Source organism: Prevotella sp. (assembly GCF_051059605.1).
Classification (GTDB): Bacteria; Bacteroidota; Bacteroidia; order Bacteroidales; family Bacteroidaceae; genus Prevotella.
This window is the reverse complement of sequence record NZ_CP050883.1, coordinates 2,784,030-2,810,950: the sequence shown is the minus strand read 5'-3', so window position 1 is coordinate 2,810,950 and position 26,921 is coordinate 2,784,030. Positions and strand designations below refer to the sequence as shown.

25 protein-coding genes are annotated in these 26,921 nt (G+C 36.6%); 16 read left to right on the top strand and 9 right to left on the bottom strand.

Going from position 1 to position 26,921, the window contains the following annotated elements; translation table 11 throughout:
- The first annotated feature begins 139 nt into the window (after positions 1-139).
- The 7 genes from HEQ28_RS11095 to HEQ28_RS11065 all read left to right on the top strand — a co-directional run bounded on the left by HEQ28_RS11095 (position 140) and on the right by HEQ28_RS11065 (position 4,941).
- Positions 140-877 carry a carbon-nitrogen hydrolase family protein gene (locus tag HEQ28_RS11095; protein ID WP_434502404.1) on the top strand — a complete coding sequence of 246 codons (738 nt, stop codon included), beginning with the start codon at positions 140-142 and terminating at the stop codon, positions 875-877.
- A 68-nt stretch (positions 878-945) separates the two neighbouring features.
- Entirely contained in the window at positions 946-1,740 is a 795-nt protein-coding gene (locus HEQ28_RS11090) for an alpha/beta hydrolase (RefSeq protein ID WP_434502402.1), read from the top strand.
- A 272-nt stretch (positions 1,741-2,012) separates the two neighbouring features.
- Entirely contained in the window at positions 2,013-2,573 is a 561-nt protein-coding gene (locus HEQ28_RS11085; RefSeq protein WP_434502400.1) for a phage tail protein, read from the top strand.
- Positions 2,574-2,599: 26 nt separating this feature from the next.
- Complete coding sequence (locus tag HEQ28_RS11080; protein WP_434502398.1) at positions 2,600-3,154, top strand: phage tail protein; 555 nt, start codon at positions 2,600-2,602, stop codon at positions 3,152-3,154.
- A gap of 15 nt (positions 3,155-3,169) precedes the next feature.
- Positions 3,170-3,712, top strand: coding sequence for a phage tail protein (locus tag HEQ28_RS11075; RefSeq protein WP_434502396.1), 543 nt, complete (start codon positions 3,170-3,172; stop codon positions 3,710-3,712).
- Between the two features lie 8 nt (positions 3,713-3,720).
- A complete protein-coding gene (locus tag HEQ28_RS11070; protein WP_434502394.1) occupies positions 3,721-4,650 on the top strand; it encodes a formyltransferase family protein in 930 nt (309 codons plus the stop codon).
- 12 nt (positions 4,651-4,662) lie between these two features.
- Positions 4,663-4,941, top strand: a complete 279-nt coding sequence (locus tag HEQ28_RS11065) for a PqqD family protein (RefSeq protein ID WP_434502393.1) — start codon at positions 4,663-4,665, stop codon at positions 4,939-4,941.
- A gap of 209 nt (positions 4,942-5,150) precedes the next feature.
- Here HEQ28_RS11065 and HEQ28_RS11060 read toward each other — a convergent pair whose 3' ends face one another.
- From HEQ28_RS11060 to HEQ28_RS11050, 3 genes are read right to left on the bottom strand one after another with little or no spacing between them, the layout of a single operon-like run.
- Positions 5,151-6,995: an asparagine synthase-related protein gene (locus tag HEQ28_RS11060; protein ID WP_434502391.1), complete on the bottom strand. Its 1,845-nt coding sequence runs from the start codon at positions 6,993-6,995 to the stop codon at positions 5,151-5,153.
- Positions 6,996-7,002: 7 nt separating this feature from the next.
- Positions 7,003-7,410 carry a lasso peptide biosynthesis B2 protein gene (locus HEQ28_RS11055; protein WP_434502389.1) on the bottom strand — a complete coding sequence of 136 codons (408 nt, stop codon included), beginning with the start codon at positions 7,408-7,410 and terminating at the stop codon, positions 7,003-7,005.
- 16 nt (positions 7,411-7,426) lie between these two features.
- Positions 7,427-8,335, bottom strand: coding sequence for a hypothetical protein (locus HEQ28_RS11050; RefSeq protein WP_434502387.1), 909 nt, complete (start codon positions 8,333-8,335; stop codon positions 7,427-7,429).
- A gap of 215 nt (positions 8,336-8,550) precedes the next feature.
- On the opposite strand from HEQ28_RS11050, the gene HEQ28_RS11045 reads away from it, so the two are divergent.
- Complete coding sequence (locus HEQ28_RS11045) at positions 8,551-8,814, top strand: hypothetical protein (RefSeq protein ID WP_434502385.1); 264 nt, start codon at positions 8,551-8,553, stop codon at positions 8,812-8,814.
- Positions 8,815-8,890: 76 nt separating this feature from the next.
- The gene (locus HEQ28_RS11040; protein WP_434502383.1) at positions 8,891-10,516 is read left to right on the top strand and encodes an ATP-binding cassette domain-containing protein; all 1,626 of its coding nucleotides are present in this window, start codon (positions 8,891-8,893) and stop codon (positions 10,514-10,516) included.
- 195 nt (positions 10,517-10,711) lie between these two features.
- Here HEQ28_RS11040 and HEQ28_RS11035 read toward each other — a convergent pair whose 3' ends face one another.
- The 5 genes from HEQ28_RS11035 to HEQ28_RS11015 form a co-directional block, all read right to left on the bottom strand.
- Entirely contained in the window at positions 10,712-11,281 is a 570-nt protein-coding gene (locus HEQ28_RS11035; RefSeq protein WP_434502381.1) for a hypothetical protein, read from the bottom strand.
- A gap of 420 nt (positions 11,282-11,701) precedes the next feature.
- The gene (locus tag HEQ28_RS11030) at positions 11,702-13,534 is read right to left on the bottom strand and encodes a carboxypeptidase-like regulatory domain-containing protein (RefSeq protein ID WP_434502379.1); all 1,833 of its coding nucleotides are present in this window, start codon (positions 13,532-13,534) and stop codon (positions 11,702-11,704) included.
- Positions 13,527-14,528, bottom strand: coding sequence for a FecR family protein (locus tag HEQ28_RS11025; RefSeq protein ID WP_434502378.1), 1,002 nt, complete (start codon positions 14,526-14,528; stop codon positions 13,527-13,529). The genes HEQ28_RS11030 and HEQ28_RS11025 overlap by 8 nt, the downstream gene beginning before the upstream one ends.
- Before the next feature lie 74 nt (positions 14,529-14,602).
- Entirely contained in the window at positions 14,603-15,160 is a 558-nt protein-coding gene (locus HEQ28_RS11020; RefSeq protein ID WP_434502376.1) for an RNA polymerase sigma-70 factor, read from the bottom strand.
- Positions 15,161-15,221: 61 nt separating this feature from the next.
- A complete protein-coding gene (locus HEQ28_RS11015; protein ID WP_434502374.1) occupies positions 15,222-16,280 on the bottom strand; it encodes an LA_2272 family surface repeat-containing protein in 1,059 nt (352 codons plus the stop codon).
- 416 nt (positions 16,281-16,696) lie between these two features.
- Here HEQ28_RS11015 and HEQ28_RS11010 point away from each other — a divergent pair, with 416 nt between their 5' ends.
- From HEQ28_RS11010 to HEQ28_RS11000, 3 genes are all read left to right on the top strand, one after another.
- Positions 16,697-17,935 (top strand): alpha/beta hydrolase family protein, encoded by a 1,239-nt coding sequence (locus HEQ28_RS11010; protein WP_434502373.1) that lies wholly within the window; start codon positions 16,697-16,699, stop codon positions 17,933-17,935.
- Between the two features lie 58 nt (positions 17,936-17,993).
- Positions 17,994-19,607, top strand: coding sequence for a glycoside hydrolase family 43 protein (locus HEQ28_RS11005; protein ID WP_434502371.1), 1,614 nt, complete (start codon positions 17,994-17,996; stop codon positions 19,605-19,607).
- An 89-nt stretch (positions 19,608-19,696) separates the two neighbouring features.
- On the top strand, positions 19,697-20,866 hold the full coding sequence (locus HEQ28_RS11000; protein WP_434502369.1) for a thioredoxin-like domain-containing protein: 1,170 nt from the start codon (positions 19,697-19,699) through the stop codon (positions 20,864-20,866).
- A 142-nt stretch (positions 20,867-21,008) separates the two neighbouring features.
- On the opposite strand, the gene HEQ28_RS10995 is transcribed toward HEQ28_RS11000, so the two are convergent.
- Positions 21,009-21,833, bottom strand: a complete 825-nt coding sequence (locus tag HEQ28_RS10995; protein WP_434502368.1) for an alpha/beta hydrolase — start codon at positions 21,831-21,833, stop codon at positions 21,009-21,011.
- Positions 21,834-21,933: 100 nt separating this feature from the next.
- On the opposite strand from HEQ28_RS10995, the gene HEQ28_RS10990 reads away from it, so the two are divergent.
- The 4 genes from HEQ28_RS10990 to HEQ28_RS10975 all read left to right on the top strand — a co-directional run bounded on the left by HEQ28_RS10990 (position 21,934) and on the right by HEQ28_RS10975 (position 26,889).
- Positions 21,934-23,361, top strand: a complete 1,428-nt coding sequence (locus HEQ28_RS10990) for a sialate O-acetylesterase (RefSeq protein WP_434502366.1) — start codon at positions 21,934-21,936, stop codon at positions 23,359-23,361.
- 9 nt (positions 23,362-23,370) lie between these two features.
- Complete coding sequence (locus tag HEQ28_RS10985; RefSeq protein ID WP_434502364.1) at positions 23,371-23,895, top strand: NUDIX hydrolase; 525 nt, start codon at positions 23,371-23,373, stop codon at positions 23,893-23,895.
- 142 nt (positions 23,896-24,037) lie between these two features.
- Positions 24,038-26,365 (top strand): type I DNA topoisomerase, encoded by a 2,328-nt coding sequence (topA, locus tag HEQ28_RS10980; RefSeq protein ID WP_434502362.1) that lies wholly within the window; start codon positions 24,038-24,040, stop codon positions 26,363-26,365.
- Positions 26,362-26,889, top strand: coding sequence for a shikimate kinase (locus HEQ28_RS10975; RefSeq protein WP_434502360.1), 528 nt, complete (start codon positions 26,362-26,364; stop codon positions 26,887-26,889). The genes topA and HEQ28_RS10975 overlap by 4 nt, the downstream gene beginning before the upstream one ends.
- The last annotated feature ends 32 nt before the right edge of the window (positions 26,890-26,921 follow it).

The window sequence follows — 26,921 nt, the reverse complement described above, 5'->3', positions numbered from 1 at the left end:
AAGAACTGTCAATAATAACATTGCATCTCGTTATAATTGAGCGTCTCGCTTTTAAGTAAAAATTTTATTGTCATAATCCTTATTCCAGCCAAAACATTTATTATCTTTGCTGCTGAGTTAAAATTTTAATATTATAGCAATGAGAATAGCGACAATCCAGTTCAAAGCAATAAAAGGAAATATAGAGAAGAATCTGAAAAACCACATAAAGTGGATTAAAGAGGTTATTAGGCATCAAGCAGACATAGCATTTTTTCCAGAGCTGTCACTTACTGGTTATGAACCGGATTTGGCAGAGAGCCTTGCTACCAATCAAGATGACACAAGATTAGATGTCATCCAGAATCTTAGCGATGAAAATAATATCATTATCGGAGTTGGATTACCAACGAAGGAAGAAGGAGATGTGTTGATAAGCATGATTATCTTTCAACCACATAAGGATCGTATCACTTATTCAAAACAATATTTATATCCCCCTGAAGAAGCTATTTTTAAGGCTGGCAAGAATCCACTTGTTTTAAATTTTGAAGCAGAAGTAGTTTCCCCTGCCATTTGCTATGAAACAACAAATAAAGCACATTGCGAGTTTGCCAAACGGAATAATGCGACTATTTACATGGCAAGTGTATTAAGTTCTATCAACGGAATTGATGATGAGCAAAAAAGATTGTCAGGTATAGCCAGAAACAATCGATTGATAACATTAATGGCAAATTATGTAGGAGAATCTGGAGGATATGAATGCGCAGGGAGATCAGCAGTTTGGAATGAGGATGGGGAACTGGTCGGGCAGCTGGGAGACAAAGAAGAGGGCTTCATCATATACGACACAAAGTCAAAAGAGATCATAACAAGCACAGCAGCAATCTATTAACTTTAAATGCGATAGATGACAGCAACATAACCGCAAATCACTACAACTAAGGATAAGAACAAAAAAAGATGGATAAGTCAAGAATAGAGAAAGTAGTCATTCAAAGCAAGTGTTTAAACAAGGAGATGAACTCTCTGGTATACTTGCCTTGCGGATATGATGAAGGCGAGAGTTTTCCGACATTATATTTTCTGCATGGAAGGAGCGGTGATGAAAATATTTTAACGGGTATAGATATGCATATTGCGACGGACAGATTGATTGAAGCTAAAGAAATTGCCCCAATGATTATTGTCTGCCCAAATATAGATAATAGCAGAGGGGTAAATTCATCTCCTGATTACAGAGAAGTAAAAGATCCATTCGGAAGGATCATAAATATCGGACTGTATGAAGACTATTTGATAAAGGAGGTTGTGCCGGAAATAGACAAACAATTTAAAACGATTCAGAACCGAAATGGCAGATATATAGGAGGTGTTTCGGCTGGTGGATATACTGCCCTGCATCAAGCCTTTCGCCATCCCGATATGTTTTCAACTGTCGGTGGGCACATGCCCGCAATTGAGCTACAGCTTGAAGAGGAGGATAAAGCTTATTTCCAGAACTGCGGAGATTGGGAGAAATACGACCCGATAAAAATTGCACGCGAAATGGAATGCACAGACTTCAATGTGTATCTTGATGCAGGAAATCAAGATGAAGGTGGATTTTATCAAGGCTGTTCCATTCTAAACAAAATCCTAAAAGAAAAGGGAATAGAATCTCAGAATCATATCTTTGAAGGACATCACAGCGTTGAATACATCAAATCAAACATTGAGAAATATTTAAGATTTTATGGTTCTCACATGTGCATCTGATAAATAATCTAATGGATAAGTAAGATCATCACTGAACAAACTGCCCGTTTACAATCAATGCGTCCAAAAACATATTATTGACCTTTCGGCTGTATTGAAGCCATTGTTTTAAACATAATCAGGTGTATATAAAAACAGCATATTCTGTAGTATAACTCTACATATTATGTTAAATATTATGTTAAAATTGCATTTTGGAGAATCATGTATCATATTATTATCTATTTTTACAAAATACTATAATTAACTTTATTAACTTAATCTTTTTGCTTATGGATAATGCTTATATTGGTGAAATTAGGGCTACGCCATATAATTTTGCGCCCGAAGGATGGTTCCTTTGCGATGGATCTCAGGTTTCGATTATGCAGTACCAAGCTCTTTATGCTGTTATTGGAGAATTATATGGGTCTAAGACTCAGACTTCTTTTAGACTTCCAAATTTGTGTTCACGGGCGATTATAGGAACAGATGTTAGATATAATAATTTGCACCTTCCAGGACAGACTGGTGGTACTACTCAAGAAACTATTAACATAAGCCAAATGGGAACACACAACCATTCTGTCAATGCGAACAAACACGTTACAGCTCAAATGAGTTTGGCAACGAATGTACCCAACCAGAATGTCTTTTTATCTAACATATTGGCTACGACTCCTAATGCGACCCCTGGTCTGTACGCTTATTCTGCGAATGGCACTACAAGTGAAAATAACGCATTGGTTGGCCCTTTTGGAAAGATGCAACCTACTCCTCACGATAATATGATGCCTTATACGTCATTTTGGTATATTATATGTTGGAATGGGGAATTCCCAGTTCGGGGTTAATATTATAAAAATTAAATTACACTATTATGGACTGTTATGTTGGCGAAATTAAATTGTTCCCTTATGAGAAGATACCATCAAGGGACGGGTGGGTAATTTGCAACGGGCAAATCTTAGCTATACAGCAATATGCTGCTTTGTTCTCACTCATTGGTAAAAACTTTGGAGGAGATGGAATAACCACATTTGGTCTACCAAATATGAATGGACGTACTATTTGGGGAGGTTTTAATACATCTCTCATTGGAACAAAAGGGGGAGCAGAAAAAGTTGCTCTTACAACAAATAATCTACCTGCACACGATCATAAAACTCTGGTTGTAAATTCTTATGATTCATTTTTCCCTAATGGACAATATATTGGTAATCCTAATATAAAGACAAGTAGTACGCAATCGAGGACTAATCTAGGCAAGGTATTTACGTATATTACTCCTAATCAGTCTACACCACTTGTTAACTTAAATGCTGGCAGTATTGGAGCTTCTGGAGGATCTGTTCCTCATGAGAACCGAATGCCATACGTAGCAATGGTTTATTGTATTGCAACTTCGGGATATTATCCAGCAAGGCCATATTAACTTAAATATAATATTATGGAACAATATATAGGTGAAATCAGAATTTTTGCAGGCAATTATGCTCCTTCAGGATGGCATATTTGTGATGGCAGTGTTCTTCCAGTGAATGAATACCAAGCATTATATGCGTTAATTGGTAATACATATGGTGGCAATAACGTAAATTTTAATTTACCAGACTTGCGTGGAAGGTTACCCATCGGCATTGGAACATCTGACTTTTCAACGAAATATGAAATAGGCAATATTGGTGGATTAGCTGCTGTGCAACTTACAAATAACAATAACCCTACGCATACACATGCTTTGAGAGCTGTTAATGCGAATGCGACAACAGGTGACCCTACGGGAATCAATTTGCCTGCAATATCGTTACCACAAGATAGCACTTATACAAGCATTCAAAATTATATGCCGTTGGCAGGAACAACTACCCCTGATTCTGTTTTGAATTCAAATTCTATTGAAAGCACAGGCTTAAGTTCACCGCATAACAATATGATGCCATTTATGACAATGAATTATATAATATCTCTTACAGGAATCTATCCTGTTTAATCATGATAATGATGCATGTAGGTATAATTTCAAATTCAACATCATTAATTCCTTTAGCATGTCAACTTGTAAATAATAAGATACAGGTTGACGTGTTTCATTCAAAAAGTTTGGATCAATTTACGAATCAGCGTGTAGTTGACTTTCTCACTCTTTCGCATATTCCTTTTTTTGAGGAGGTAAAAGCTAATGAAGACATATATAATTGGCTATCTTGCCATCAATTTGATGCTTGTTTCATTATAGGATATGGTCATTTGTTAGATATAAATAAAATTGGCAAGATGTTGCCTGTGACATTTAATGTGCATTTCGGCATATTACCTTCGTATCGTGGTCCTACCCCTATATTTTGGCAACTTAAACATGGAGTAGAGAACATAGGAATGTGCATTCATTTGCTTTCTAACAAGTTTGATGATGGACCTATAGTCTGGAAGAAAGAAGTTAAAAATGAGGATCATTTCAATTGTGAAATAGTAGATCAATACTTAAGTAATGTTTGTGTTGAAGGGGTTTTCTTTATTTTGAATCTTATGGCTAATCGTCAGGATATTATTGGTGATAAAGGGGATATGACTAAGATGGCATATTATCATAAACCTACTCTTAATGATATCCTTATAGATTGGAACAAAATGGGGGCAAAAGAAATATGTAATCTGGTTAGAGCTTGCAATCCGTGGAACAGAGGAGCTATCACTTGTTTTAAACATCAAGAAATGAAATTGCTGGATGCTGTTATCGATGATAGTGGCCTTAATGATAATAGAATAGTTGCACCAGGTGAAATCATTGAGAATAAGAGAGAACTAATCATACATACTTGTGACAACCATCATTTGAAAATTAATATGTTTTTTTATGGAGAGTGTTATATTCCTGCATATTATTGCCATTATTATGGACTAGAAAAGGGGGCAAAGATTGGAATTTAAAATATTAAATATATGGTACAAATAAGTTTAAATAGTATTGTTCAGCGCAATGATAAGCGTGTCGTATTTACGCCACTAGATGACGAAATAATCATGATGGATGTTGATAATGGAAATTATATCAAACTTAATAAAACGGCATGTTCAATCTGGGAACTAATTAAGGAACCTATTATGGTCAGTAAGTTGATTTCTAATTTACAAAATCTTTTTCATGTAAGTAATCAGATATGCACGAACGATACTATTGCCTGCCTTCATAAAATGAAAGAGCTAGCATTATTAGCATAGTAAATGATTAATGGCTGCATACAACATGCAGCCATTAATTATTCACTAACTACCGATCTCAACACCATCAGTACTACCAGAGAATCCTCCTAATGTTAATTCACTAATCGGCTTTACCTTAATCTCAGGTACATTCCATGTATCCTTCGACATTTTTTCTTTTTTTACAGTTTCTTTCATTGTTACATGTTTTAAAGTTTATTTTATAGTTAATTATGAATGTATTTTATAGCATCCATATATCCTAACAGGTATGTGACGACTCCTATCCTTGCTGCTTTTAATGCCTCGTTATTATGTGATATATTTGTTGTTGAAATGTTATTTATACAAAAATTAAAAACGTCCCTGTTTACGTATTTTTCAAATACAAATTGATATTTTTCTGAAGTACATAAAACTTTTAATTTATCTATATCATGATATGTGCGTTGCACATATCCAGGCAAAAAAGGCATCTTATCTTTTCTCAGGAGTATTTCTTCAGGAAGAATTCCTTGCATCGTTCTTCGTATAAGATTTCTTTTTATACCGTCTTTTACAAATAGTTGTATAGGCATTTCAATTAGAAACTCATATATGTTTTTATCAAAAAGGGGCATCTCTGATTCAATTCCTTGACTTTCATTGAAGTTGTATATTCTGTTCAGATAAAATGCCACAAACCCTTCATTAACAAGATTACTAATGAGACCAGAATACTTAAGATTAGTATCTCTCCGCATTGAATTTCTTTTTAATTCATCTAGGTCATTTCTTATTACAGATCGGAGTCTTTGATACACATCCGTATGTGAAGCATACATCTCACGAAAAATTTCAAGAAACGATTTATTGTCATTTTTCATGAATTTTCTTATAAGCATAAATGCAGACTGATAATCTCCTTGCTTTATCAATTCATAAATGACAGAATCACCTTTCCAAGATACAAAAAAGTCTCCACCAAATCCTGTGTACAACATCTTTACACCTTTCTTCTTTGCAGCTTCTAATAGCTTGATGTCCATATAAAAAGATGAACTTGGAAACGATTCAAAAAGATTAAATGACTTTTCAAGATTGCTAAATATTCCTATACCTGGAGCACATTCATAAGTCTGTATAATATTGGGGCAATGTTTATCTATAAGTTCAATGTATTTCCTTTCGTCTTTTTCCTTTGTATCGTGGTTGGAAGGAAGTACTGAAGAAAATGTATACAGCGGTTTGTTCTTTTTCATTAGCAATTCAGACAAAACACATGCTATGCATCCAGAATCTAATCCCCCACTTAATGTGAGTCCTACCGGGAGATCATAATTCAATCTTTTCTCTATTGCTTTGTAAATTAAGTCTTTAAAGCATTCATACCAGTCTTCGTCTTTTGTAAAATGATAACGATTGGCTGGTTCTAATTTCCAATATTTCTTAATGGATAGTTTTCCTTCCTTCATTATCAGAGAGTTTCCTCCGCATAGAGAAAGTATTTCTTTGTTGAATGTTTGCTGCCAATCACCCTCCCTATAGAAATATTCAATAAGACTTTCCTCATTAAAAAAATTCGGTGTCGTTTTTATAGCTGTTATTCCTTTTATTTCACTGCAGAATATGAATGCGTCGGGAGTATCATAATAATATAGAGGACGAAATCCAATTTGGTCTGTGGCTGCAAATAGTTTTTCAGCTTTTTCATCCCAAATGGCAAAGGCAAATTCACCTTCTAGATGGTTTATACACATGTCTTCCCATTCCTGATAAGCCATAAGAATTAGTGTGGAATCAGGTGTAACATTCAGCAGGTTATTATCTATATTGAAGTGTCTGGCTAGTTCTTGTCTGTTATCTATTCTTGCATCTGAGGTAATAGTGAACTGTCCAATTTTTAATGGCTGTTTTTCATATATTTGTTGCGGATATATGTTTAAACGGCAATTGCCCATTCCCATATTATTATCTACAACGATTTGGCTCCCGTCAGTAGCTCTATGTTTGAGTGCTTCAAGCATAGAGCCGACTAAGTGACTGTCTACACATTTCTGTTTCTTATTTATGATTCCGAATATTGCACTCATATATTTATTAGAATTTATTTATTACAGCAAATTTATCCTTTCCTTTACCTCCGGTTATTGTTCGCCCGTCGCATTCAAGCCATGCATGTGCCATGAATACACCATTATCAGCAACCCCGAAATATACAGAACATTCGATGCGTCGACGATTTAGCATAATTTTCCCAGCGAGTGCCTGTTCAAAGCATTTTGTTTTCCAAAAACTATGGCTACATCCTCTTCTTATAGCTGTGCTTATTTCATCTAAAATTACAGGATTAACACTTTTATTAGCGTTACTGTTATTAGGTTTCCTCTCAAGTATTAATACAATATATTTAAAAGGGAACAAATATATGAAGAATCTTGCCAATGCAAGTAAGCACCAAGCTTCAATGAATAAAATGTAATCTTTTGTGTGTATGTCTCGTTTCATATTATTACATTTTGGTTTAATTTAATATTATGCTTTCGATACGATTCGATAAAGTTTCGGATAAGCAGTTTATCGGTCTACTTATTTCGTATATCTGGCAGTCTTTTACTAAATTACTAATTATCATAAAACATAATTGCTTAAGAAAATTACTCTGTATGAGCATCGGACGGTAAACTTGTTTCATTAAAGAGGTAAAAGCATCAAATCCTTTAATTTTTTTAACTAGAATATCATGGCGCTCTTGTTTCTTTATAATAAAAACCTTATTAATTATGAGTCTATTTGTATTGAATTTTTTATGAAAGAAAAATCCGTATTTGTCCATGCCAGCCATTATAGGAAAAGATTTTTCACTATATTTTGAACAATGCATGTCGTCTAACGTATCGTTCCATAATTTGATCATCGGATAAGAAGCGCAAGCTGTGATGCTATTTGAATTATCTTTATTCAGTACTAATATATCATCACTGAAAATGCTATAACCTTTATTAGAAAGGTAAGATATGACAGTGGATTTTCCGGCTCCAGAGTCTCCGCATACACAATATAATTGATCTTTATATGTTATAGCGGAAGAGTGTAAAGGAATTAACTTTCGTTGTAGTAATAGTGCAGCCATAACAGTAGCTAGAATATATAAACGAATGTTTCTCATGTTCTTAATTTCACATACGGGTTCAACTATTATTTGTTTTCCATCTTTCGCGTAGTATATAGCAATATCCTTCACATTGAATGCAAACTCATTATCGTTTATGTTATATTCAAAATTCGGCGATGAAAAGTTGATAGCATCTTTTATTTCAGGGACCTTTCCGAATAAAATTTCTATATCTGGAGTTGTAAAATCAGACTTCAATAATTCAGGAAACTCAATTTCTGAATTAATATTAAGTCCAAATCCAAAATATTTTACCATGGTTAAAAATTTTCGTTTTGTTGGTGGTCTAAATATGTAAACATTTGGTTTACACCGTAAATATATTTTGTTTTTCCATGAGTTGTTGCTTTTGTTTTCTTATTTTATGCATTTAATGTTAATTTTAACTATTATTATCTAATAATATAACCATCGCACTATAAATTGAACTTATTTTTGTGAAATAAATAGCAAATATTTTAAACTTAAATTATATGATGAATCTAAATCGTGAAACATTATACTATCGCCATAGACTGAGTCATCAGCAAATTGATATGCTTTTAGGAGAAAACAATGCATCTAATTTTGCGGATGATAAAATGAGAATATTACAGAATATAAAAAAAATCATAACTGTAACAAACCTTTTCAGAAAAGAGTTAATACATTTTATACCTAGTAAAAGTCAGATACAGTTGCTTAATTTGCATGTTCATTACAGTTGGCATGTTATTTACATCTATCAGTTTAATTAAAAGGAGGAACCTCATGTCTCATAAACATTTCATAGTTCATAGTTTTAAGCTTTTTTGGAGTTATAACCCTTTGAAAATGATAACTTTATTTTTCATTACTATTTTACAGGGATTTACTCAAGGTATATCTATTGTACTTCTTATCCCATTACTGGGAATGCTTGATCCATCTGCAGGTAAAGAAAACAGTTGGACAAATTTCTTGAGAAAATTTCTAGAGACTTTTGGTGTGAACCTTAATATAACAGTGGTCATAATTTTCTTTATTTTGTGTCTTTTATTTGTAGCATTACTTAATTATTCGCAAACTGTCTTGCAAACAACTTATCAGCAAGGATTTTCATACGAGATGAGGAAAAAGCTTTTTAAAAAAATAATTATGAGTGATTGGACATTTTTAAACGGGAAAAGCAAACATAATCATATCCAAATTCTAACAACTGAAATACCCAAGATGACGACATATTATTACTATTATCTTGGATTGTCATCTAAAGTTCTCTTTATTGTAGCTCATATTATTGTTGCTTTGTCTATTTCTGTACAGTTTACATTGTATATAACATTTATAGGAGTGACTTTGCTTTTTATACTTCGTAGATACTTACTAAATGCCAAAAAATATGGTAGCATAAATGTACTGGCATACCGAAATATGTTAAAGCGCATTGATGATTTCTGGACAACTGTAAAATTAGCAAAAGTTCATAACTCAGAATCATTTTTTTATCAAAAGTTCGCAGAGTCAAATACTCAAATGTTACACTATCAAAATAAACAGTCAAAGAATAGTGCTACACCTGTTTTTATATTTACATGTTCTGGCATTATAGCATTAGTACTTATAATTTATATTGCGTATGAACATGTTCACTTACCATTTCAATCTTTGTTCATCTTGATTTTGCTTTTTGCACGTATCTTTCCTCAGTTTATTGGCATTAATGGAGATGTCAATATGGTATACTCTTTATCAAGTTCTGCGAAATTAGTTCTTGATTTAGATGGAGAGATGGAAGAGAAAGAATTTTCAAGCAAGAATACTCCTTTATTCATTGATTTCAAGCAAAAAATAGAATTAAGTCATATTAGTTTTGGTTACCATAAAGGTCACAACTTGTTTTCTGATTTTAATGTCTCTATTAAGGCTAATCAGATCACCGGAATAGTTGGACGATCTGGTTGTGGCAAAACAACATTTATTGATATTCTATCAGGTCTACAACGACCTCTTTCTGGTGAATTACTGATAGATGGACAGAAAATAACTGAAGATATCATGCCTGCATGGCGAAGCATTATTGGTTATCTTCCTCAAGATTCTTTTTTCTTGGATGGAACCATTCGTGATAATCTGATAATGGATTCAAAGAAAAACATTAGCGATCAGTTTATTTGGGACACTTTAAAATCTGTAAATGCTTATGACCTAGTAAAATCAGAAAAGAAGGGCCTTGATACAGAGATAATTAATTATCAATATCATTTTTCAGGTGGTGAGAGACAGCGATTAGCTTTGGCGCGTACATTGCTGCGATGCCCTAAATTACTATTACTAGATGAGGCGACATCTGCTTTAGATACTAATAATGAATTAATAATAATGGACTGCCTTTCTCGTTTGAAGTATGATGTTACAATAGTTTTTGTTACCCACCATCAAGGGCTGTCTTCTTATTTTGATCAGATTATTAATTTATAATTTTTTATTGCTGTCCGCTAAAAGTTTAATCAGAATTGACATCGTTAAATCATGAGCAACTATAAGTTACTCATGTACTGATGAAAAGCGATCTAAGCGGTGAGGGATGAAAGTATTATTAAAAGACAAGCCGCCTGCCAATGTCAGATGTTTCTCAAGACGATAACGGAAGCCCATACGCTTTTGCAAGTTCCTCTAATTCAAGTTGAGTGGTTTCACAGAATGTCTTCGATATATATTATCATTTCTAATAAAAGTTAGACTATCGCATGCATTAACACCAAGCCAGGGTCCTTGTCCTCTATCTATCAAATAATTAACAGATAACTTTTTGAAATCTATCAACGCCATATCATGAATTGCTAGTTTTTTCAACGATTCTTTATTCAGAAAAAGACCTATACTTATTGAATCGTTTGGCTTTATACAAAGATATTCTTTTTTATATCTAAATTGCGGACCTACGGAAATCTTCATGTTTCCATAAGTTATCTTGACATACTTCTTTTCGTCAATATATTCCTTTGCACTATTTCTGTAAATTGTATCAGTAGGAAAATATATAGTTCTATTGTTATGATTTTCAACAACGATAACAACATAAACCTGGGAGTCTTTGTATGCGCATAATTCAGAAGAAGGTCTTCTGAGCTCATCAGAATTATCCATCACAGCCCATATATGACAAGAAAGGATATTTCTTTTGCTTTCTTTACATGAAAATAAAAGAAATATTAATATAAATATAATCAGATTCTTCTTCATAATTTTATATTTGGTTAATTATTTGTACTAGATATTGTCTTCTTTCTATTAGAAATAAAGGTGTTTGAATTCATTTATTGTTTTCCCCCAACGTGGATGATATCTTTGCATAAACAATATTTTCAGATTCACCGTTTTTCTGGTATTATGCACATAATAATGAAACGTAAAATTATTAGAATTATTGTCATCTTAAGACGCATATCCACCTTTGAAGCTGAAGGCATGATGTCATCAATCTGCATTGTCGCTTGTTAAAGTCAGAGCATGCAGATAAATTGAATAATAAAATCTAATGGATAAGTAAAAATCATTACTGAACAAGCTCCCCACTTACAATCATCGTTAAATCATGAGCAACGATAAGTTGCTCATGTACTGATAAAAAGCGATCTATAGCGGTGCGGGATGAAGGTATTATTAAAATTTCACGCCAAAGAACCACCCGAACCACATTGCTTTCTTGTTGTTTTGGAAAGCTTGCGATATCATACTACTGCTGTTTCCTGTGAATGATATTTTACCCGCAGAACCACTTCTTTCATTTTCTTTGTTAGGATCGTAATGATTAAAAGACAAACCGCCTGTCAATGTCAAATGTTTCTCAAGACGATAATTGAGACCCAATCGAAAATTCATTAGATCCCCTTGATATGTATCGGAAGAATTTGTAGCAAGCAGCGCACTACAAATGGCATCAATGTTTACAGATAATCTTTTATAAATTGGTTGGATAAATCCGACACCGTATCCTACACCTACTTTATCTTTTCCTATTCCAGCATCCAGAATTGAGTAGAGTTTTTTGCCTCCTGTTTTATACATAAAATTGCAGTAGTAGGTTTCATCTTTTGTGATTTCCAAAGCTCGGTATCCATTCTTGACGAAATTGAACAAACCGACTTGGACTCCGTTTTCAATCGTATCTGCAATATTAACAAGTCCGAACTGTAAACCATTCAACTTTCTTGCTTTGTTTAAAATCGAACTAACCTGCACACCAGAAACATCATGAGTTGTTTGACTCATGATTCCAGAAAGTTGCACACCATTGATATCTGAAGCGAGTCCGTAAACTCCAGAAATCTGACAGCCTGTTATTTTATCTACCTGAATATTAGCTATACCAGCTAATTGCAAACCAGTTATTTTACGCAAATTCGTATTCAAAACACCACTGATTTGAACACCGTTGATAGCCCCTTTGTTATTATTGGAAATACCAGCAAGCTGTAAACCTTCTACATCATGATTGCTAATATTCCCGATTCCAGAAATTTGTGCACCAGTGACTTTGCTGAAGGTATAATTGAAAATACCAGCAAGTTGCAAACCATTGATCTGTCCATTAACGACATTGACTAAACCTGCTACTTGCCCACCCTTGACATTACTCTCGGTGATGTTGGCAAGACCTCCAATTTCAAAGCCTGTTACACCTTTTGAATAACCAGCTAGAATATTTAAAGAGAAACGATTAACGTTTAAGCCCTTGGTTAATTGCTGCGAGCCCATACCTGGCAAAAAGGATACCTGAACAGGTATTGAACGAATCGTATTTACTAGCCTATTAAGATATAATGCCGATTGCGGAACTAAATTCCGAACTAATGATAACTTTTCAAATCGTTTTTGAGAAGATAACACGTCCAATGCCTGAATTTCAGAAGGTGAAAGGGTTGTGCTAGGAGCTTTTCGATTCAGTTGAATTATTTTCTCCTTATTCAATGTTTCTGCAATCAAAAGGGTGTCTATATAATCGGGGCAACTTATATGAATGTATTGTGTTGGTTCTTTCAGCCTAAGATGAAATGCTCCATCATTATTTGTGATGGCAGCTTTGTTTTCTTTAACAGCATATACAACGGCTGAATCCAAAGGAAGACCATCTGAGTTTCTCACAACTCCTAAAATAATAAGATCTTCTGATTCTGTGTTTATTCCTTTCAAACGTAAAATAACATGGTTCCCGATGGTCGTGTAAGCAAAACGGTTTGACAAGATTTTATCCAATGCCTTTTTCAGCGCTATACTTCTTTCGTTCATCGTTACTCTGTCATACGCCGGGATTTGTCTTGAATTATACGCAAAGAAAAAATTATAACCTTGCTCTATAACATGCAAAGTCTGCGGAACTAACAAGTCTTCTACGTTGATAGATATTTTGCGGTGCAAATCAACTTGCGACGATGATTTTTGTACTACAAAAAACAACATCAATATCAACAGATAATATCTAATTTTACTATTCATCGTTTGCATTCGTTATATAATACACATTTCCTTTTTTGGTGTAATCAAGATTCAATGTTTGTGTGATAACCGTCAAGATTTCGTTCAAAGAATTATCTTTAAATGAAGAAGAAAAACGTAGTTCTTTGTCAACAGCATCATCTATCTTTATGTTTGCAGAATAACTTCTTTCTAACTTAGCCACGATCGTTGACAGATCTTTATTTTTAAAAGTAATTGTCTTGTGGACTTTAAATATTTGATTGGTGGAATGAAAAACCAAAACTCTTTTTGTTTGCTTAATAATCGTATCGCTACTTGCCTTGATAACAGCTTTTTCACCGTTGGTAATGATCAACGATAAAGTATCTTTGTGAGCACGAGCTAGAAAGACTTTAACTCTTCCCGACAATACATAGACCTTCACGTCTTTATTTTTCATCTCGTCTACAGAGAATTTTGTACCTAAGACTTCCACCCCACCACGATTAGCCTCAACAATAAAGCGATGTTTTATATCTCTTTTTACATTGAAAAAAGCTTTTCCAGAAAGTTTTGTTAAGCGAATTTGTTTTTGAGTATCAAAGGTATATTCAATTTTTGAATGTTTTGAAAGCAATGCAGAAGAACCATCCGGCAATGTTGACAGTAATGTACTATTGGCACTTGCTACTGCAAATTCGGGTGAAGAGGCAGCTGTTTTCGTATTGAAGAATGGGACTGAAACAACAATAAATATAATTATAGCAGCCGCAGCAGCAGTAAGATAATATAGATTGAAACGACGTTTCTTCTGCGAAATGCGTCGGCTGACTTTTGACCACGCCTTTTGAACGTTAAAAGGTTTATGAACAGATGACTCAAACCACAGTTTCTCATATCGGATAAATTCCTCCAAATTTTCATCAGAAGATTCCACCCAATCAATTAGTGCTTTTATTTCCATCGCATTGGCTTCACCCGAAAGGTATTTCGCGATAGAAATCTCGTCAATATGTGGATATTGGTCTTTCATTATTACTTGTTATCTATTCAAAATTCTATTTTATCAATTATGTTACATTTAAAAATATCACATTATAATTTCTTTTATTTTATTCCTATACAAATTGCTATGATTATCGCAGGCAAATAATCTGATAATTCCGTTCGTAGTGTTGACAGAGCCTTTCCCATCTGATTTTCAACCGTCTTAACAGATATATTTAATTCTGCAGCAATTTCTTTATATTTCAATCCATCTTCACGACTCATCAAGAAGATCTTTTTACGCTCTGTTGGCAATTCATTGACTGCTTGAAAAATCATCTCTTGCAATTCACTTGTCTCTGCAGGATTATCAACACACTGTTCGGTATCAGATATGCTTGCCTTATTAAAGATATTGAATTCTTTTTTAATATCGAAATGTTTCAAATGATTCAACGCCATATTCCGTGCCGCACGATACATATACGATTTTATCGAGAGATCATTAGGAAGTACATCTCGCTTTTCCCAAAATTTAACGAAAAGTTCTTGAATAACATCTTCACTTGCGTCGTAATCCTTGAGTATACCGAACACAAAGTTGCAAAGGGGTTCGTAATGCTGCATAAACAGTATTTCGAATCCCTCCTTCGTATGCCAAGTATTTGGAAAAGTCACGATTAAGTCGTTATTTAATTTTCAACAAAGATATATACTTTTTTTAATACTAACTTACTTTTTAAAGAGAAAATACCATTCCTGCATTAAAACCTATCCAACCTGCAACTTTATATTTGCTTCCGCTATGTTCAAATAGTGTATGCGGCATTTTAATTACACTAGCAAATTCTCCGTTTTCTTTTTGATTAGTGACAAATGTCTTGAAACTAGGTCCTACCTTTATTCCGAGATGCTTTGTTACCTGATATTGATAATTCAAATTGAATTGGTTTAATAAATTCATTTTGTTGTCTCCCCATTTCCAGTTGTAATGAAGAGCATCGCAAATCAGTTCCATATTTAATTTATGTTTGTCCTTTATAGGAATAATCGATCCAAAGCCCAATCCGGTACTAAACACCGACTTATCATTGTGTTCGCCAATGCCAACTCTGAATATGGTATGAAACTTTTCTTTGCCCATCTTATAGGATAAGCTTGTAATAAAGAGTTCATTAGTAGAAACTTCGAAAGCATAATATCCATTTTTAACTACATTGAAGAGACCAATCGGGAGAACATCATCATCGGCATCACAAACATTTACAACGCCAATTTGAATTCCTTTTCCTTTTTTAGCATAATTCACTACGCCTATTTGACTTCCATATAAATTGTTCTTAACAAGATTGATTGTGGACAATTGTAATCCATTATGTGAGTCCGATACGTTTGCTACACCAGAGACTTCTACGCCTATAGATTGCCCCTTTGTCAAATTTGCAACTCCAGACATAAGAAGTCCTTTACTATCTCCTGACGCCATATTGCAAACTCCCGAAATAATTCCTCCCCTATTATTACCTGATGTTACATTGCAAACTCCAGATATTTGACATCCGTTCACGTCTCCTTCATTTATATTTGCCACAGATCCAAATTCAAATCCGTTTACGCCACCATTTAATCCACCGATAATGTTGAACGAAAAGTTATTCTTATAATCTACAGAATTAGCCCCAGCTGTCCCAACTGGATAAATAAATGACACTTGCACTGTCTTCTTTTCTTGCGCACTTGTATTTAAACTGGCTAATACTGCCAAAAACAAAATGCTTAATCCTTTTATTGTCTTCATTGTTTATTATAAAAATTGTTTTGTTATACTTATAGAACATCTATCATATCAGTTACCCCTATTCCATTCTAAAAAAAATATCGAATTATCTTTCATATTATTTAAAACAACATATTTCTACACTCACTTTAACAGCATATTTTTTGAGTTCTTTCCCCGATAACTACCGCTTAGTTGTTTTCTTCATTCCTCACATATTTTCTTTTTGCTTCACGCGGAAAGATATGGTTGTTTCCAAAATGGAAATAACCACTCAATATGCTGTATAGAAAGGGAAATAGAGACTTTTCCGATGCAGGCATGTCTCTCATTTTATCATGATCAAATAAGTTGTTAAATGCAGAAAATGTCTTTTTATTTCCTTTTATGAATAAAATTATATACATTTGCATTGTTAAGTTTAAAGCTTTAATTTCATGAACAAGATTTTATCTTTTATCACCCTTCTACTGTTTGCAACAACATCTTATGCACAAAACAGAATAGATGGTGTTTGGACAGGTAAACTAAATGCCGGTGCACAAACTCTTACTATCGTTATCCACGTAAACCATGATTCAAATGGGAATGCTACTTCTTCACTGGACAGCCCTGACCAAGGAGCAAGTGATATTCCGGCAAAAGTAGATTATTGTTCGTCGGATTCAATTGCAATAAGTATCACTAATTTAGGTGCCTCTTTCAAAGGTCGCTTGAACGGAGATGAAATAATTGGTGGATTCTCTCAGATGGGATATAACTTTCCGCTTAATCTTAAACGAGGGGAGGAGAAGCTAAATAGACCGCAAAATCCTACAAAGCCATACTCTTACAAAACTGAAGAGGTGACTTTTACGAATGCCACAGACAAAGCTATACTTGCAGGAACAATCTGCTATCCTACAAACTACCAAAAAGGTAAGACTCCCGTGATGCTTATGGTTACAGGAAGTGGTCTTGAAAACAGAGATGAAGAAGTTTTTGATCATAAGCCATTCCTCGTAATAGCAGATTATCTAGCTCGTAACGGTATCGCTACACTGAGATATGACGACCGTAGTTTCGGTGAGTCAAAAGGTGGTGACGTAAAGAATGCTACTACTAAAGACTTTGCACGTGATGCAGAGGTTGGTATTGCCTATCTAAAATCTACAAAGAAATTCGGTAAGGTCGGAGTGCTTGGCCACAGCGAAGGCGGTTCGATAGCATTTATGCTTGGAGCAAAAAATAAAGTTGATTTCGTTATAAGTATGGCTGGTATCGGAGCCAAAGGTGACACTGCTCTTACGGCACAAACCAACAAGGCTATGGAACTAGCAGGACAGACTAAAAGACTTACTACCCTACAATTCAGAATAAGCACAACGTTTCAAAAGTCACCTTGGCTAAACTATTTCATTGATTATGATCCTGCTGCCGACATCGCTGCGACAAAATGTCCTGTTATGGCTATTAACGGCGACAAGGATTTTCAGGTGATTTCATCGTTAAACCTAGCTGGAATAAAGAAGAATCTACATGATAATAAATATAATTTTATTCGTGAATATCCATCACTAAACCATCTATTCCAACATTGCACAACAGGAGCCATAAGTGAATATCGTGCAATTGAGGAAACGATTTCACCAGAAGTACTAAGCGATATGGCTAAATGGATTAATTCTCTGAAATAAGATATGCCATTTGAAACAAACAACTATACAACTTAAAAACTATAACTAAGACAAAACAATGAAAAAAGAACTTTTGGCAATGATGATTTGGCTGCCTTCAATGATGATGGCACAATACAATTCACAAGTATGGAGTCCCGATAATGGAGACGGCACATACACAAACCCTGTCATAAACGCTGATTACAGTGACCCTGACGTGATTGCTGTCGGGAATGACTATTATCTCACAGCAAGTTCATTTAATTGCATCCCAGGGCTTCCGATATTGCACTCTCGCGACCTCGTGAATTGGGAAATAATCGGGCACGCCGTTGATCAACTTGAACCAGACTCTGTATTCAGCAAGCCGGCACACGGCATGGGCGTTTGGGCACCAAGTATAAGATTCCATAACGGAGTATATTATATATATTGGGGAGATCCCGACTATGGCGTGTTCATGGTTAAGACAAAAGACCCTTCGGGTAAATGGGACGAACCAGTATGCGTGATAAAGGGTAAAGGATTAATAGACACAACTCCACTATGGGACGAAGACGGACGCTGTTATCTAGTAAACGGATGGGCTAACAGTCGTAATAACTTTGCCTCGATATTGACGGTAAGAGAACTTTCGGCAGACGGAACACATGCTATAGGAAAACCCGTCATCGTGTTTGACGGAAACGGAAACGAAAACCGCACTTGCGAAGGACCGAAGTTTTACAAACGCAACGGATGGTATTGGATTATGTGTCCGGCTGGTGGTGTACCAACAGGTTTCCAGTTGGCAATGCGATCTAAATCACCCTACGGTCCTTATGAAAGTAAGGTGGTGCTGAGCCAAGGAAAAAGCAATATCAACGGACCTCATCAAGGCGGTTGGATTCATACGTCACAAGGTGAGGATTGGTTTATGCACTTTCAAGACAAAGGAGCATACGGAAGAGTTGTACACTTGCAACCAGTAGACTGGTCGACAGGTTGGCCTATCATGGGAAAGAATGGTACACCATACGAAAAATTCCGTAAACCAAAATCAGATTGCAGCATCATTGTAAATCCACAGGAAAGCGATGAGTTCAATTCTCCTATCATGGGACAACAATGGCAATGGCACGCAAACTATAAGGACGTATTTGGAATGCCTACTAGTTTAGGAGTGTTCAGAGTGTATAACTGCAAAAGCAACCAGACTATATGGCACACTCCTAACCTATTGTTACAGAAGACCCCAGCAGATAAGTTCACGGCTACGGCAAAGCTTCGACTTACAGCAAAGAACGAAAACCAAATGGGAGGTATCATCATGATGGGATTTGACTATTCAGCACTTGTGGTAAAACGTGTTGGTGACAAGTTCCAGCTGCAACAGATAACATGCAAGAATGCAGACAAAGAAACTGCCGAAGACATTAATGTTATTGCAACTCTTGACCCAACAGCAAAGGACAAGGTAGACTATCAGCCTGCAATACATGAAGATATATACATGAGAATGAGCGTGAACGCAGGAAAATGTCAGTTTGCATGGAGTGCAGATGGAAAGACATTCCATGATGTTGGTAATATATTCACAATGAAAGAAGGCAAATGGATTGGTGCAAAAATAGGATTCGTGAGTAAGGAACCTGAGGGAAAGAACAACCGCGGATGGATAGACGTGGATTGGTTCAGAGTTACAAAATAGAGAATTTAGAAATAAAAAATGAATATATTTTTTGTATTTCTGCCGATTTACAGTACTTTTGCAAAGCATAACATGAAAAAGCTACAGAAATGAAGATATCGAAGATCTTTTCAATTGCCGCAATAGCTCTTGCCGCAATGAGTATGGTTTCTTGTAACAACAAGAAATTCCATGTAACAGGTGAGATTTCCAATGCAAAGGATTCCACTCTGTATTTTGAGAACATGAGTTTGAACGGTCCTGTTGTACTTGACTCTGTAAAACTGGATAAAGACGGTAATTTCTCTTTTGATGGGAAAGCTCCGAAAGCTCCAGAATTCTATCGTCTGCGTATCGCCGGTCAGATTATCAACGTGAGCATAGACTCTACAGAGACTGTGAGCATCAATGGCGCATATCCTACTATGGCTTCAAAATATGAAGTAAAAGGCAGCGAGAACTGTTCTAAGATAAAGGAATTGGCGATACTACAGTTAAAGTTGCAAGCCGATGTAAACTCTATCATAAACAATCCTAATCTTGGTACTGATGCTGTTGAAGCAAACGTAAGCCAACTGCTTGAAGCATATAAGAACAATATCAAGCGTAACTACATATTCAAGGAACCAATGAAAGCAAGTTCTTACTTCGCATTGTTCCAGACTGTAGTACTTGGCAACACGCAAGGTCTGATTTTCAATCCACGCAACAACAAGGATGATATAAAGGTTTATGCTGCCGTAGCCACAAGCTGGGACACATATTATCCAAAAGCAGAAAGAGGACTCAACCTACACAACATCGCATTGCAGGGAATGAAAGACGTGAGAATAATTCAGGCAGAACAGCAACAGAAGATTGACGCAAGCAAGGTTAGTGTAACAGGAATTATCGATATAGCACTTAACGACAACAAAGGACACGTGCGCAAACTATCAGACCTAAAGGGTAAGGTAGTATTGCTTGACTTCCACATGTTTGCCGGAGAAGGTAGTCTGAAGCGCATCATGATGCTTCGTGAACTATACAACAAATATCACGCACAAGGCTTTGAAATTTATCAGGTATCTGTAGACCCAGACGAGCACTTCTGGAAGACTCAGACTGCCGAAATTCCTTGGATAAGTGTACGCGACGAGGACGGAACCAACTCACAGGTTCTTGCTCAATACAATGTACAGAATATTCCAACATTCTTCATCATCGGAAAAGACAATGTATTGAAGAAGCGTGACGCACAGATTAAAGATCTTGATGCAGAGATTAAGAGTCTATTATAAAGACAAAAAGATATAAACCAAAAAAGGTAAGAAAGCAAATAGCTTTCTTACCTTTTTTTATTGATAAAATGTTAGTGAAAAACACACTGTGCATTAACCTACGCTGCACATATACGTTTAAACAATAACCATTACATGTAAATCAGAAACTTCTTAACCAACTTTCCAGTTCAAGTAACATCTGAGTGTGGTAGCGGAAACTTGTATGTATTCCCCATCCATGTCCGCCAGAAGGATAAACATGAAGAGATCCAGGAACATCATGACGATAGAGTTCTGAATAATAGTTCACACCATTAGCAGGGAATACGACACGGTCGTCATCACTCAATGCTATCCATGCACGCGGTGTAACTCTCGTAACCTGCAAATCGTTGCTATACAGTTTTTCATCCTTCTTACGTGCATCTTTTCCCAACAGGTTGTCATGACTGCCCTGATGAGTATATCCCGGAGCCATGGTTATAACAGGATAGAACAGAATCTGAAAATCAGGCTTTGCATCACCACTGCTATGGGTGGCAATTGTAGAGGCAAGATGTCCTCCCGCAGAAGAACCCATTATACCGATATCATCGCTTTTAATATTCCAACTAGAAGCATTAGATCTTACCAATTTTATTGCGGCTTCGGCATCGCTTACAGGAACATCAACATTACCTTTTGGCATACGATATTTAAGAACTATCGCTGCGATACCCATATTATTGAAAAAGGGTGCCCAGTCTTTGCCCTCATGATCCATAGCCAGACCAGCATAGCCTCCACCAGGACATATCACTACCGCTCTTCCAGTAGCAGCCTTATCACTAGGAAGGTAAACATAGACCTTTGCGGTATCGGTGCTATCGCCATTACTGTTTGGGGCACCACTTTGCCACAGATTCATTTCCAATTGTTTCTGGGCAGAAGCAGAAAAAGCTACGAGCAGCATGCCCAAGGATAACATTAAATGTTTTGATTTCATATACTTTTTGTTGTCGTTTTATCTTATTTTACTAGTATCACTTGCAAAGATAGCGAAAAAATCGTAATATTGCAGCGAGATTAAATTTATTAAACACACCATGTTAAGACGTATATTATTTTTTGCCGCACTTTCAACTATTACATTTGGAGTGCAGGCTAAAGTGAAGCTGCCGCATATTATTGGCGACAACATGATTTTACAACAAGATTCCGAAGCCAGACTTTGGGGTTGGGACACTCCAGGAAAGACCGTTAAGGTGAACGTTTCGTGGAGCAAGGAATCTTATTCTGCAAAAACAGACAGCAATGGCAAATGGATAGTTGGGGTGAAAACTCCAACAGCAAGTTATACACCTTTGTCGATAACATTTAACGATGGTGACAAAACGACAATAAACGATGTTCTTTCTGGCGAGGTCTGGGTATGCGCTGGGCAGAGCAACATGGAAATGCCTGTAAAAGGATTTGGCAACTGCCCTGTTGAAGGATATAACAAAGCGGTGATGAATGCCAATGAATACAAAGGCATACACTATGTAAAGATACCTAGCGTGATGAGCACTAAACCTCTTGATGATGCACAATGCGATTGGAAGGTTATTGGTCCTCAGACTGTCGGCGATGCTTCGGCTACCGGATATTTCTTTGCACAAGCAATAAACAAGGCTCTTGACATACCTGTCGGTCTGGTTATGGCAAATAAAGGAGGTACCAGAGTTGAAAGCTGGCTTGACCGTGACTATCTTGAAAAGAACACCACAGAGCCACTTGACTCAATGGAGATGATGAAGAAATTTCCATGGGACTATCATCGTCCAATGTTGTGGGGCAACGGCACTTTCTCTCCAATACTCAATTATACCGTAAAAGGAATTTTGTTTTATCAGGGATGCTCTAACGTAGGCGATCCTGCAGGGCAATACACAAAGCGACTCAATGACTTGGTTTCTCAATGGAGACGTGACTTTAAATTGGGTGATATTCCTTTCTACTTCGTACAGATTGCACCATACTACAATTCTGACGTGAACGGTGATTGGGGTCCAAGACTTCGTGAACAGCAATTTAATGCCTCAAAGATTATTCCTAACAGTGGCATTGTGTGCACAGACGACCTTGTATATCCATACGAGAGTCAGCAGATTCATCCTTCACAGAAACAGCAAGTTGGAGAACGACTTGCCCTGCAAGCACTTAACAAGACTTACGGCATGAAGGATATATGGTGTGACAGTCCTGAATACAAAGATATGAAGATCAGCAATGATACATGCTACGTGAATCTAAGAAATGACTATGGAGGAATAAATCGTTATGAAGATATTCAGGGATTTGAAGTAGCTGGAGCTGACAAGGTATTCCATAAGGCAAACGCTTCTTACTACTGGACTAAAGGATTTATCATCACAAGTAAAGAAGTAAAACAACCAGTAGCCGTGAGATATGGCTTTAGAAACTGGGGATATGGCAATGTTAAAAATGCAGCACTCCTGCCATTATTTCCATTCAGAACTGATAACTGGTAAACGACAAACATGTTGAAAAAATTCAAATATTGTCCTATTTGCGGTTCTTCTCTCTTTGACATTAGCAGCGAGAAGAGCCGCAAATGCGGGAAATGTGGCTTTGAGTATTTTGTAAATCCAAGCAGCGCAAATGTAGCCTTTATACTAAATAAAGACGGAGATTTACTTGTAGAGCGCAGAAAGAACGATCCAGCAAAGGGAACGCTTGACCTTCCTGGCGGATTCGCGGATATAAACGAAACTGTGGAACAAGGACTCGTGCGAGAAGTTATGGAAGAAACAGGGTTGGAGGTTACAGAAGTAAGATATATGTTCAGCAAACCAAATACATATCATTACAGCGGAGTTGATATCCCTACTCTTGATCTATTTTTTAGTTGCAAGGTGAAAGACGACAGTAAAGTAAAGGCAAACGACGATGCCGCCGAATGCATGTGGATACCATTAAAAGAAATCAAAACAGAGCTGTTTGGACTTAATTCCGTAAGAAACGGACTAATTGATTTCATCAAGAAACGCAACGAATTATTGTAATAACATTTCGTAATTATTTCACGTCAAGTTAACTTCAAACTAAAACTAAAATACTTAAAAAACCGAAAAAAAATGCCATATAATAATGTATACGTAAAAGTTTTAATTACTTTTGCGCCCTAACAACGTACAATTCGCAATTATGCAAGAAAATTTAGTTATCGTAGAGAGCCCTGCAAAGGCTAAGACTATTGAGAAATTTTTAGGAAACGATTTCAAGGTAATGTCTTCTTATGGTCACATTCGCGACCTCAAGAAGAAGGAATTAAGTATAGATGCAGAAACACTGGAACCAGATTACGAAATTCCTGATGAAAAGAAGAAACTTGTTTCCGAGTTGAAGTCAAACGCCAAGAAAGCCAAAAAGATTTGGTTAGCATCCGATGAGGACCGCGAGGGAGAAGCTATTTCATGGCACCTTTGCGAAGTACTTGGACTTGACGAAAAAAACACAAGCCGTATCGTGTTTCACGAAATCACGAAATCAGCAATCCTTGACGCAATAAAGACTCCACGTCATCTTGACATGAATCTTGTAAACGCACAACAGGCACGCCGCGTGCTTGACCGCCTTGTGGGATTTAAACTATCACCGGTATTATGGAGAAAAGTTAAACCAGCTCTAAGCGCAGGACGAGTACAGAGCGTTGCTGTAAGACTTATCGTTGAGCGCGAGCGCGAGATACAGGCTTTTAAGAGCGAACCATACTATCGCATAAATGCAATTCTAACTATCACGAATCCGAATGGAAACATCAGTGAAGTGAAAACAGAATTGGACACACGATTCAAAACACACGAAGAAGCTGTTGCTTTCCTTGAGAAATGCAAGGATGCAAAATTCACAGTGTCATCTATAGCAAAGAAACCTTTGCACCGCACCCCAGCACCTCCTTTCACTACATCAACATTGCAGCAGGAAGCAGCAAGAAAACTGGGATTCACCGTAAGTCAGACAATGATGGTGGCACAGCACTTGTATGAGAATGGACGCATCACATACATGCGTACCGACTCAGTTAACCTCTCATCACTTGCGATAAATACCAGCAAAGATGAGATTATTAAACTATGGGGAAAGGAATACAGCAAGACTCGCAAATATCAGACTCACTCTAAGGGAGCACAGGAAGCACATGAGGCTATACGTCCTACTGAAATGAATAATACCGAGATTGAAGGTACATCGCAGGAAAAGAGACTGTATGAACTTATCTGGAAACGCACAGTTGCATCACAAATGGCTGACGCAGAAATAGACAAGACTACAGTAACAATAGACGTAGCCGGAGTAAAAGAGAAATTTGTTGCAAACGGTGAGGTTGTTACTTTTGACGGTTTCCTAAAGGTTTACCGCGAGTCTACAGACGATGACGACAATAACCAGGACGAGTCAACCCATAATCTACCAGCAATGAAAGAGGGTGACGAACTGCAAAGACGTGAGATAACATCAACAGAGCGTTACAGCATGGGTCCAAACAGATACACTGAAGCCAGCTTAGTACATAAACTAGAGGAACTGGGTATAGGACGTCCTTCTACTTACGCGCCTACAATATCTACTATACAGCAACGTGAATACGTTCAGAAAGGTGATAAGAGCGGCAAGGAAAGAGAATACGTTATCGACACTCTGAAAGGCATAAAAGTTACAAGCAAGCAGAAAAAGGAAATGGCTGGTAACGAGAAGGGAAAGCTTCTGCCTACAGATATTGGAATCGTTGTTAACGACTTCCTGATGGAAAACTTCCCTGACATCATGGACTATAACTTCACAGCAAAAGTTGAACAGCAGTTTGACCAAATAGCTGAAGGTAAGGAAGAATGGAACATCATGATGAAAGACTTCGATAAGGAGTTTGAGCCAACTGTTGAGAAAGTTAGAAATGCACGTTCAGAGCATAAAGCAGGAGAACGCGAACTTGGAACTGATCCAAAGAGCGGTAAACCTGTTTTTGTTAAGATTGGACGTTTCGGTCCTTTAGTTCAGATCGGTTCTGCTGATGATGAAGAAAAACCAAGATTCTCACAGTTGCCATCCGACAAGAGTATGGAGACTATTACCCTTGACGAAGCACTGGAACTATTTAAACTGCCACGCACTGTAGGTCAGTTTGAAGACACAGACGTAGTTATCGGTGCAGGTCGTTTCGGACCATACATCATGCACAACAAGAAATACGTTTCTCTGCCAAAGACAGAGAATCCAATGACAACAACGTTAGAAACAGCTGTAAAGCTGATAATGGAAAAACGAGAGCAAGAAAAGCAACGCCACATCAAGTCTTTCGAAGAAGACGGAGCGATGGAAGTGCTCAACGGCAGATACGGTCCATATATCGCTTATGATGGAAAGAACTATCGCATGCCAAAGACGCTGCACGACAAGGCAGCAGAACTTACTTTTGAACAGTGTATGGATATTGTGAAGAATGCTCCTGAGCCAAAGGCTAGAAGAAAGAAATGAGAAGAATCATCATAATCGGATATATGGGTGCCGGCAAGACAACTGTCGGCAGAACTTTAGCACAAGAACTCAATATGACTTTCTATGATCTGGACTGGTACATAGAGAGCAGAATGAGAAAGACTGTAAAGGAAATATTTGACGAACGGGGAGAAGAAGGGTTCAGACTTATTGAGCACAACCTTCTTCATGAAGTAGCGGAGTTTGAGGATGTGATAATCAGTTGCGGTGGTGGAGCGCCATGTTTCTATGACAACATTGACTACATGAACCAACAGGGAGACACGGTCTACCTAAAAGCCACTCCTGAAGTATTGTATGGTCATCTGAAAATGGGAAAGAGCGTGAGACCATTACTGCAAAACAAAACCTCCGAAGAGGTAAAAGTGTTCATCAACGAGCAGTTGCAGGTAAGAGATCCATTCTACAGTAAGGCAAAGTATACCCTTGACGTAAACCTCATGGATAATTACGAAAAAATTAAAATATTTGTTACTAAATTAAGAGAATTGCTCGGTTTATAAGCAATTATATTATTTACATTTATGTTTTTAAC

Excerpts from the sequence above, each read along its gene's own strand:
- HEQ28_RS11005 (WP_434502371.1), top strand. The coding sequence starts at position 17,994 with ATGAAAAAAGAACTTTTGGCAATGATGATTTGGCTGCCTTCAATGATG.
- HEQ28_RS11010 (WP_434502373.1), top strand. The coding sequence starts at position 16,697 with ATGAACAAGATTTTATCTTTTATCACCCTTCTACTGTTTGCAACAACA.
- HEQ28_RS11080 (WP_434502398.1), top strand. The coding sequence starts at position 2,600 with ATGGACTGTTATGTTGGCGAAATTAAATTGTTCCCTTATGAGAAGATA.
- HEQ28_RS11085 (WP_434502400.1), top strand. The coding sequence starts at position 2,013 with ATGGATAATGCTTATATTGGTGAAATTAGGGCTACGCCATATAATTTT.
- HEQ28_RS11000 (WP_434502369.1), top strand. The coding sequence starts at position 19,697 with ATGAAGATATCGAAGATCTTTTCAATTGCCGCAATAGCTCTTGCCGCA.
- HEQ28_RS11015 (WP_434502374.1), bottom strand. The coding sequence starts at position 16,280 with ATGAAGACAATAAAAGGATTAAGCATTTTGTTTTTGGCAGTATTAGCC.
- HEQ28_RS11040 (WP_434502383.1), top strand. The coding sequence starts at position 8,891 with ATGATAACTTTATTTTTCATTACTATTTTACAGGGATTTACTCAAGGT.
- HEQ28_RS11075 (WP_434502396.1), top strand. The coding sequence starts at position 3,170 with ATGGAACAATATATAGGTGAAATCAGAATTTTTGCAGGCAATTATGCT.
- HEQ28_RS10995 (WP_434502368.1), bottom strand. The coding sequence starts at position 21,833 with ATGAAATCAAAACATTTAATGTTATCCTTGGGCATGCTGCTCGTAGCT.
- HEQ28_RS11035 (WP_434502381.1), bottom strand. The coding sequence starts at position 11,281 with ATGAAGAAGAATCTGATTATATTTATATTAATATTTCTTTTATTTTCA.
- HEQ28_RS11055 (WP_434502389.1), bottom strand. The coding sequence starts at position 7,410 with ATGAAACGAGACATACACACAAAAGATTACATTTTATTCATTGAAGCT.
- HEQ28_RS11030 (WP_434502379.1), bottom strand. The coding sequence starts at position 13,534 with ATGAATAGTAAAATTAGATATTATCTGTTGATATTGATGTTGTTTTTT.
- topA (WP_434502362.1), top strand. The coding sequence starts at position 24,038 with ATGCAAGAAAATTTAGTTATCGTAGAGAGCCCTGCAAAGGCTAAGACT.
- HEQ28_RS11095 (WP_434502404.1), top strand. The coding sequence starts at position 140 with ATGAGAATAGCGACAATCCAGTTCAAAGCAATAAAAGGAAATATAGAG.
- HEQ28_RS11045 (WP_434502385.1), top strand. The coding sequence starts at position 8,551 with ATGATGAATCTAAATCGTGAAACATTATACTATCGCCATAGACTGAGT.
- HEQ28_RS11050 (WP_434502387.1), bottom strand. The coding sequence starts at position 8,335 with ATGGTAAAATATTTTGGATTTGGACTTAATATTAATTCAGAAATTGAG.
- HEQ28_RS11065 (WP_434502393.1), top strand. The coding sequence starts at position 4,663 with ATGGTACAAATAAGTTTAAATAGTATTGTTCAGCGCAATGATAAGCGT.
- HEQ28_RS11090 (WP_434502402.1), top strand. The coding sequence starts at position 946 with ATGGATAAGTCAAGAATAGAGAAAGTAGTCATTCAAAGCAAGTGTTTA.
- HEQ28_RS11060 (WP_434502391.1), bottom strand. The coding sequence starts at position 6,995 with ATGAGTGCAATATTCGGAATCATAAATAAGAAACAGAAATGTGTAGAC.
- HEQ28_RS10975 (WP_434502360.1), top strand. The coding sequence starts at position 26,362 with ATGAGAAGAATCATCATAATCGGATATATGGGTGCCGGCAAGACAACT.
- HEQ28_RS10990 (WP_434502366.1), top strand. The coding sequence starts at position 21,934 with ATGTTAAGACGTATATTATTTTTTGCCGCACTTTCAACTATTACATTT.
- HEQ28_RS10985 (WP_434502364.1), top strand. The coding sequence starts at position 23,371 with ATGTTGAAAAAATTCAAATATTGTCCTATTTGCGGTTCTTCTCTCTTT.
- HEQ28_RS11070 (WP_434502394.1), top strand. The coding sequence starts at position 3,721 with ATGATGCATGTAGGTATAATTTCAAATTCAACATCATTAATTCCTTTA.
- HEQ28_RS11025 (WP_434502378.1), bottom strand. The coding sequence starts at position 14,528 with ATGAAAGACCAATATCCACATATTGACGAGATTTCTATCGCGAAATAC.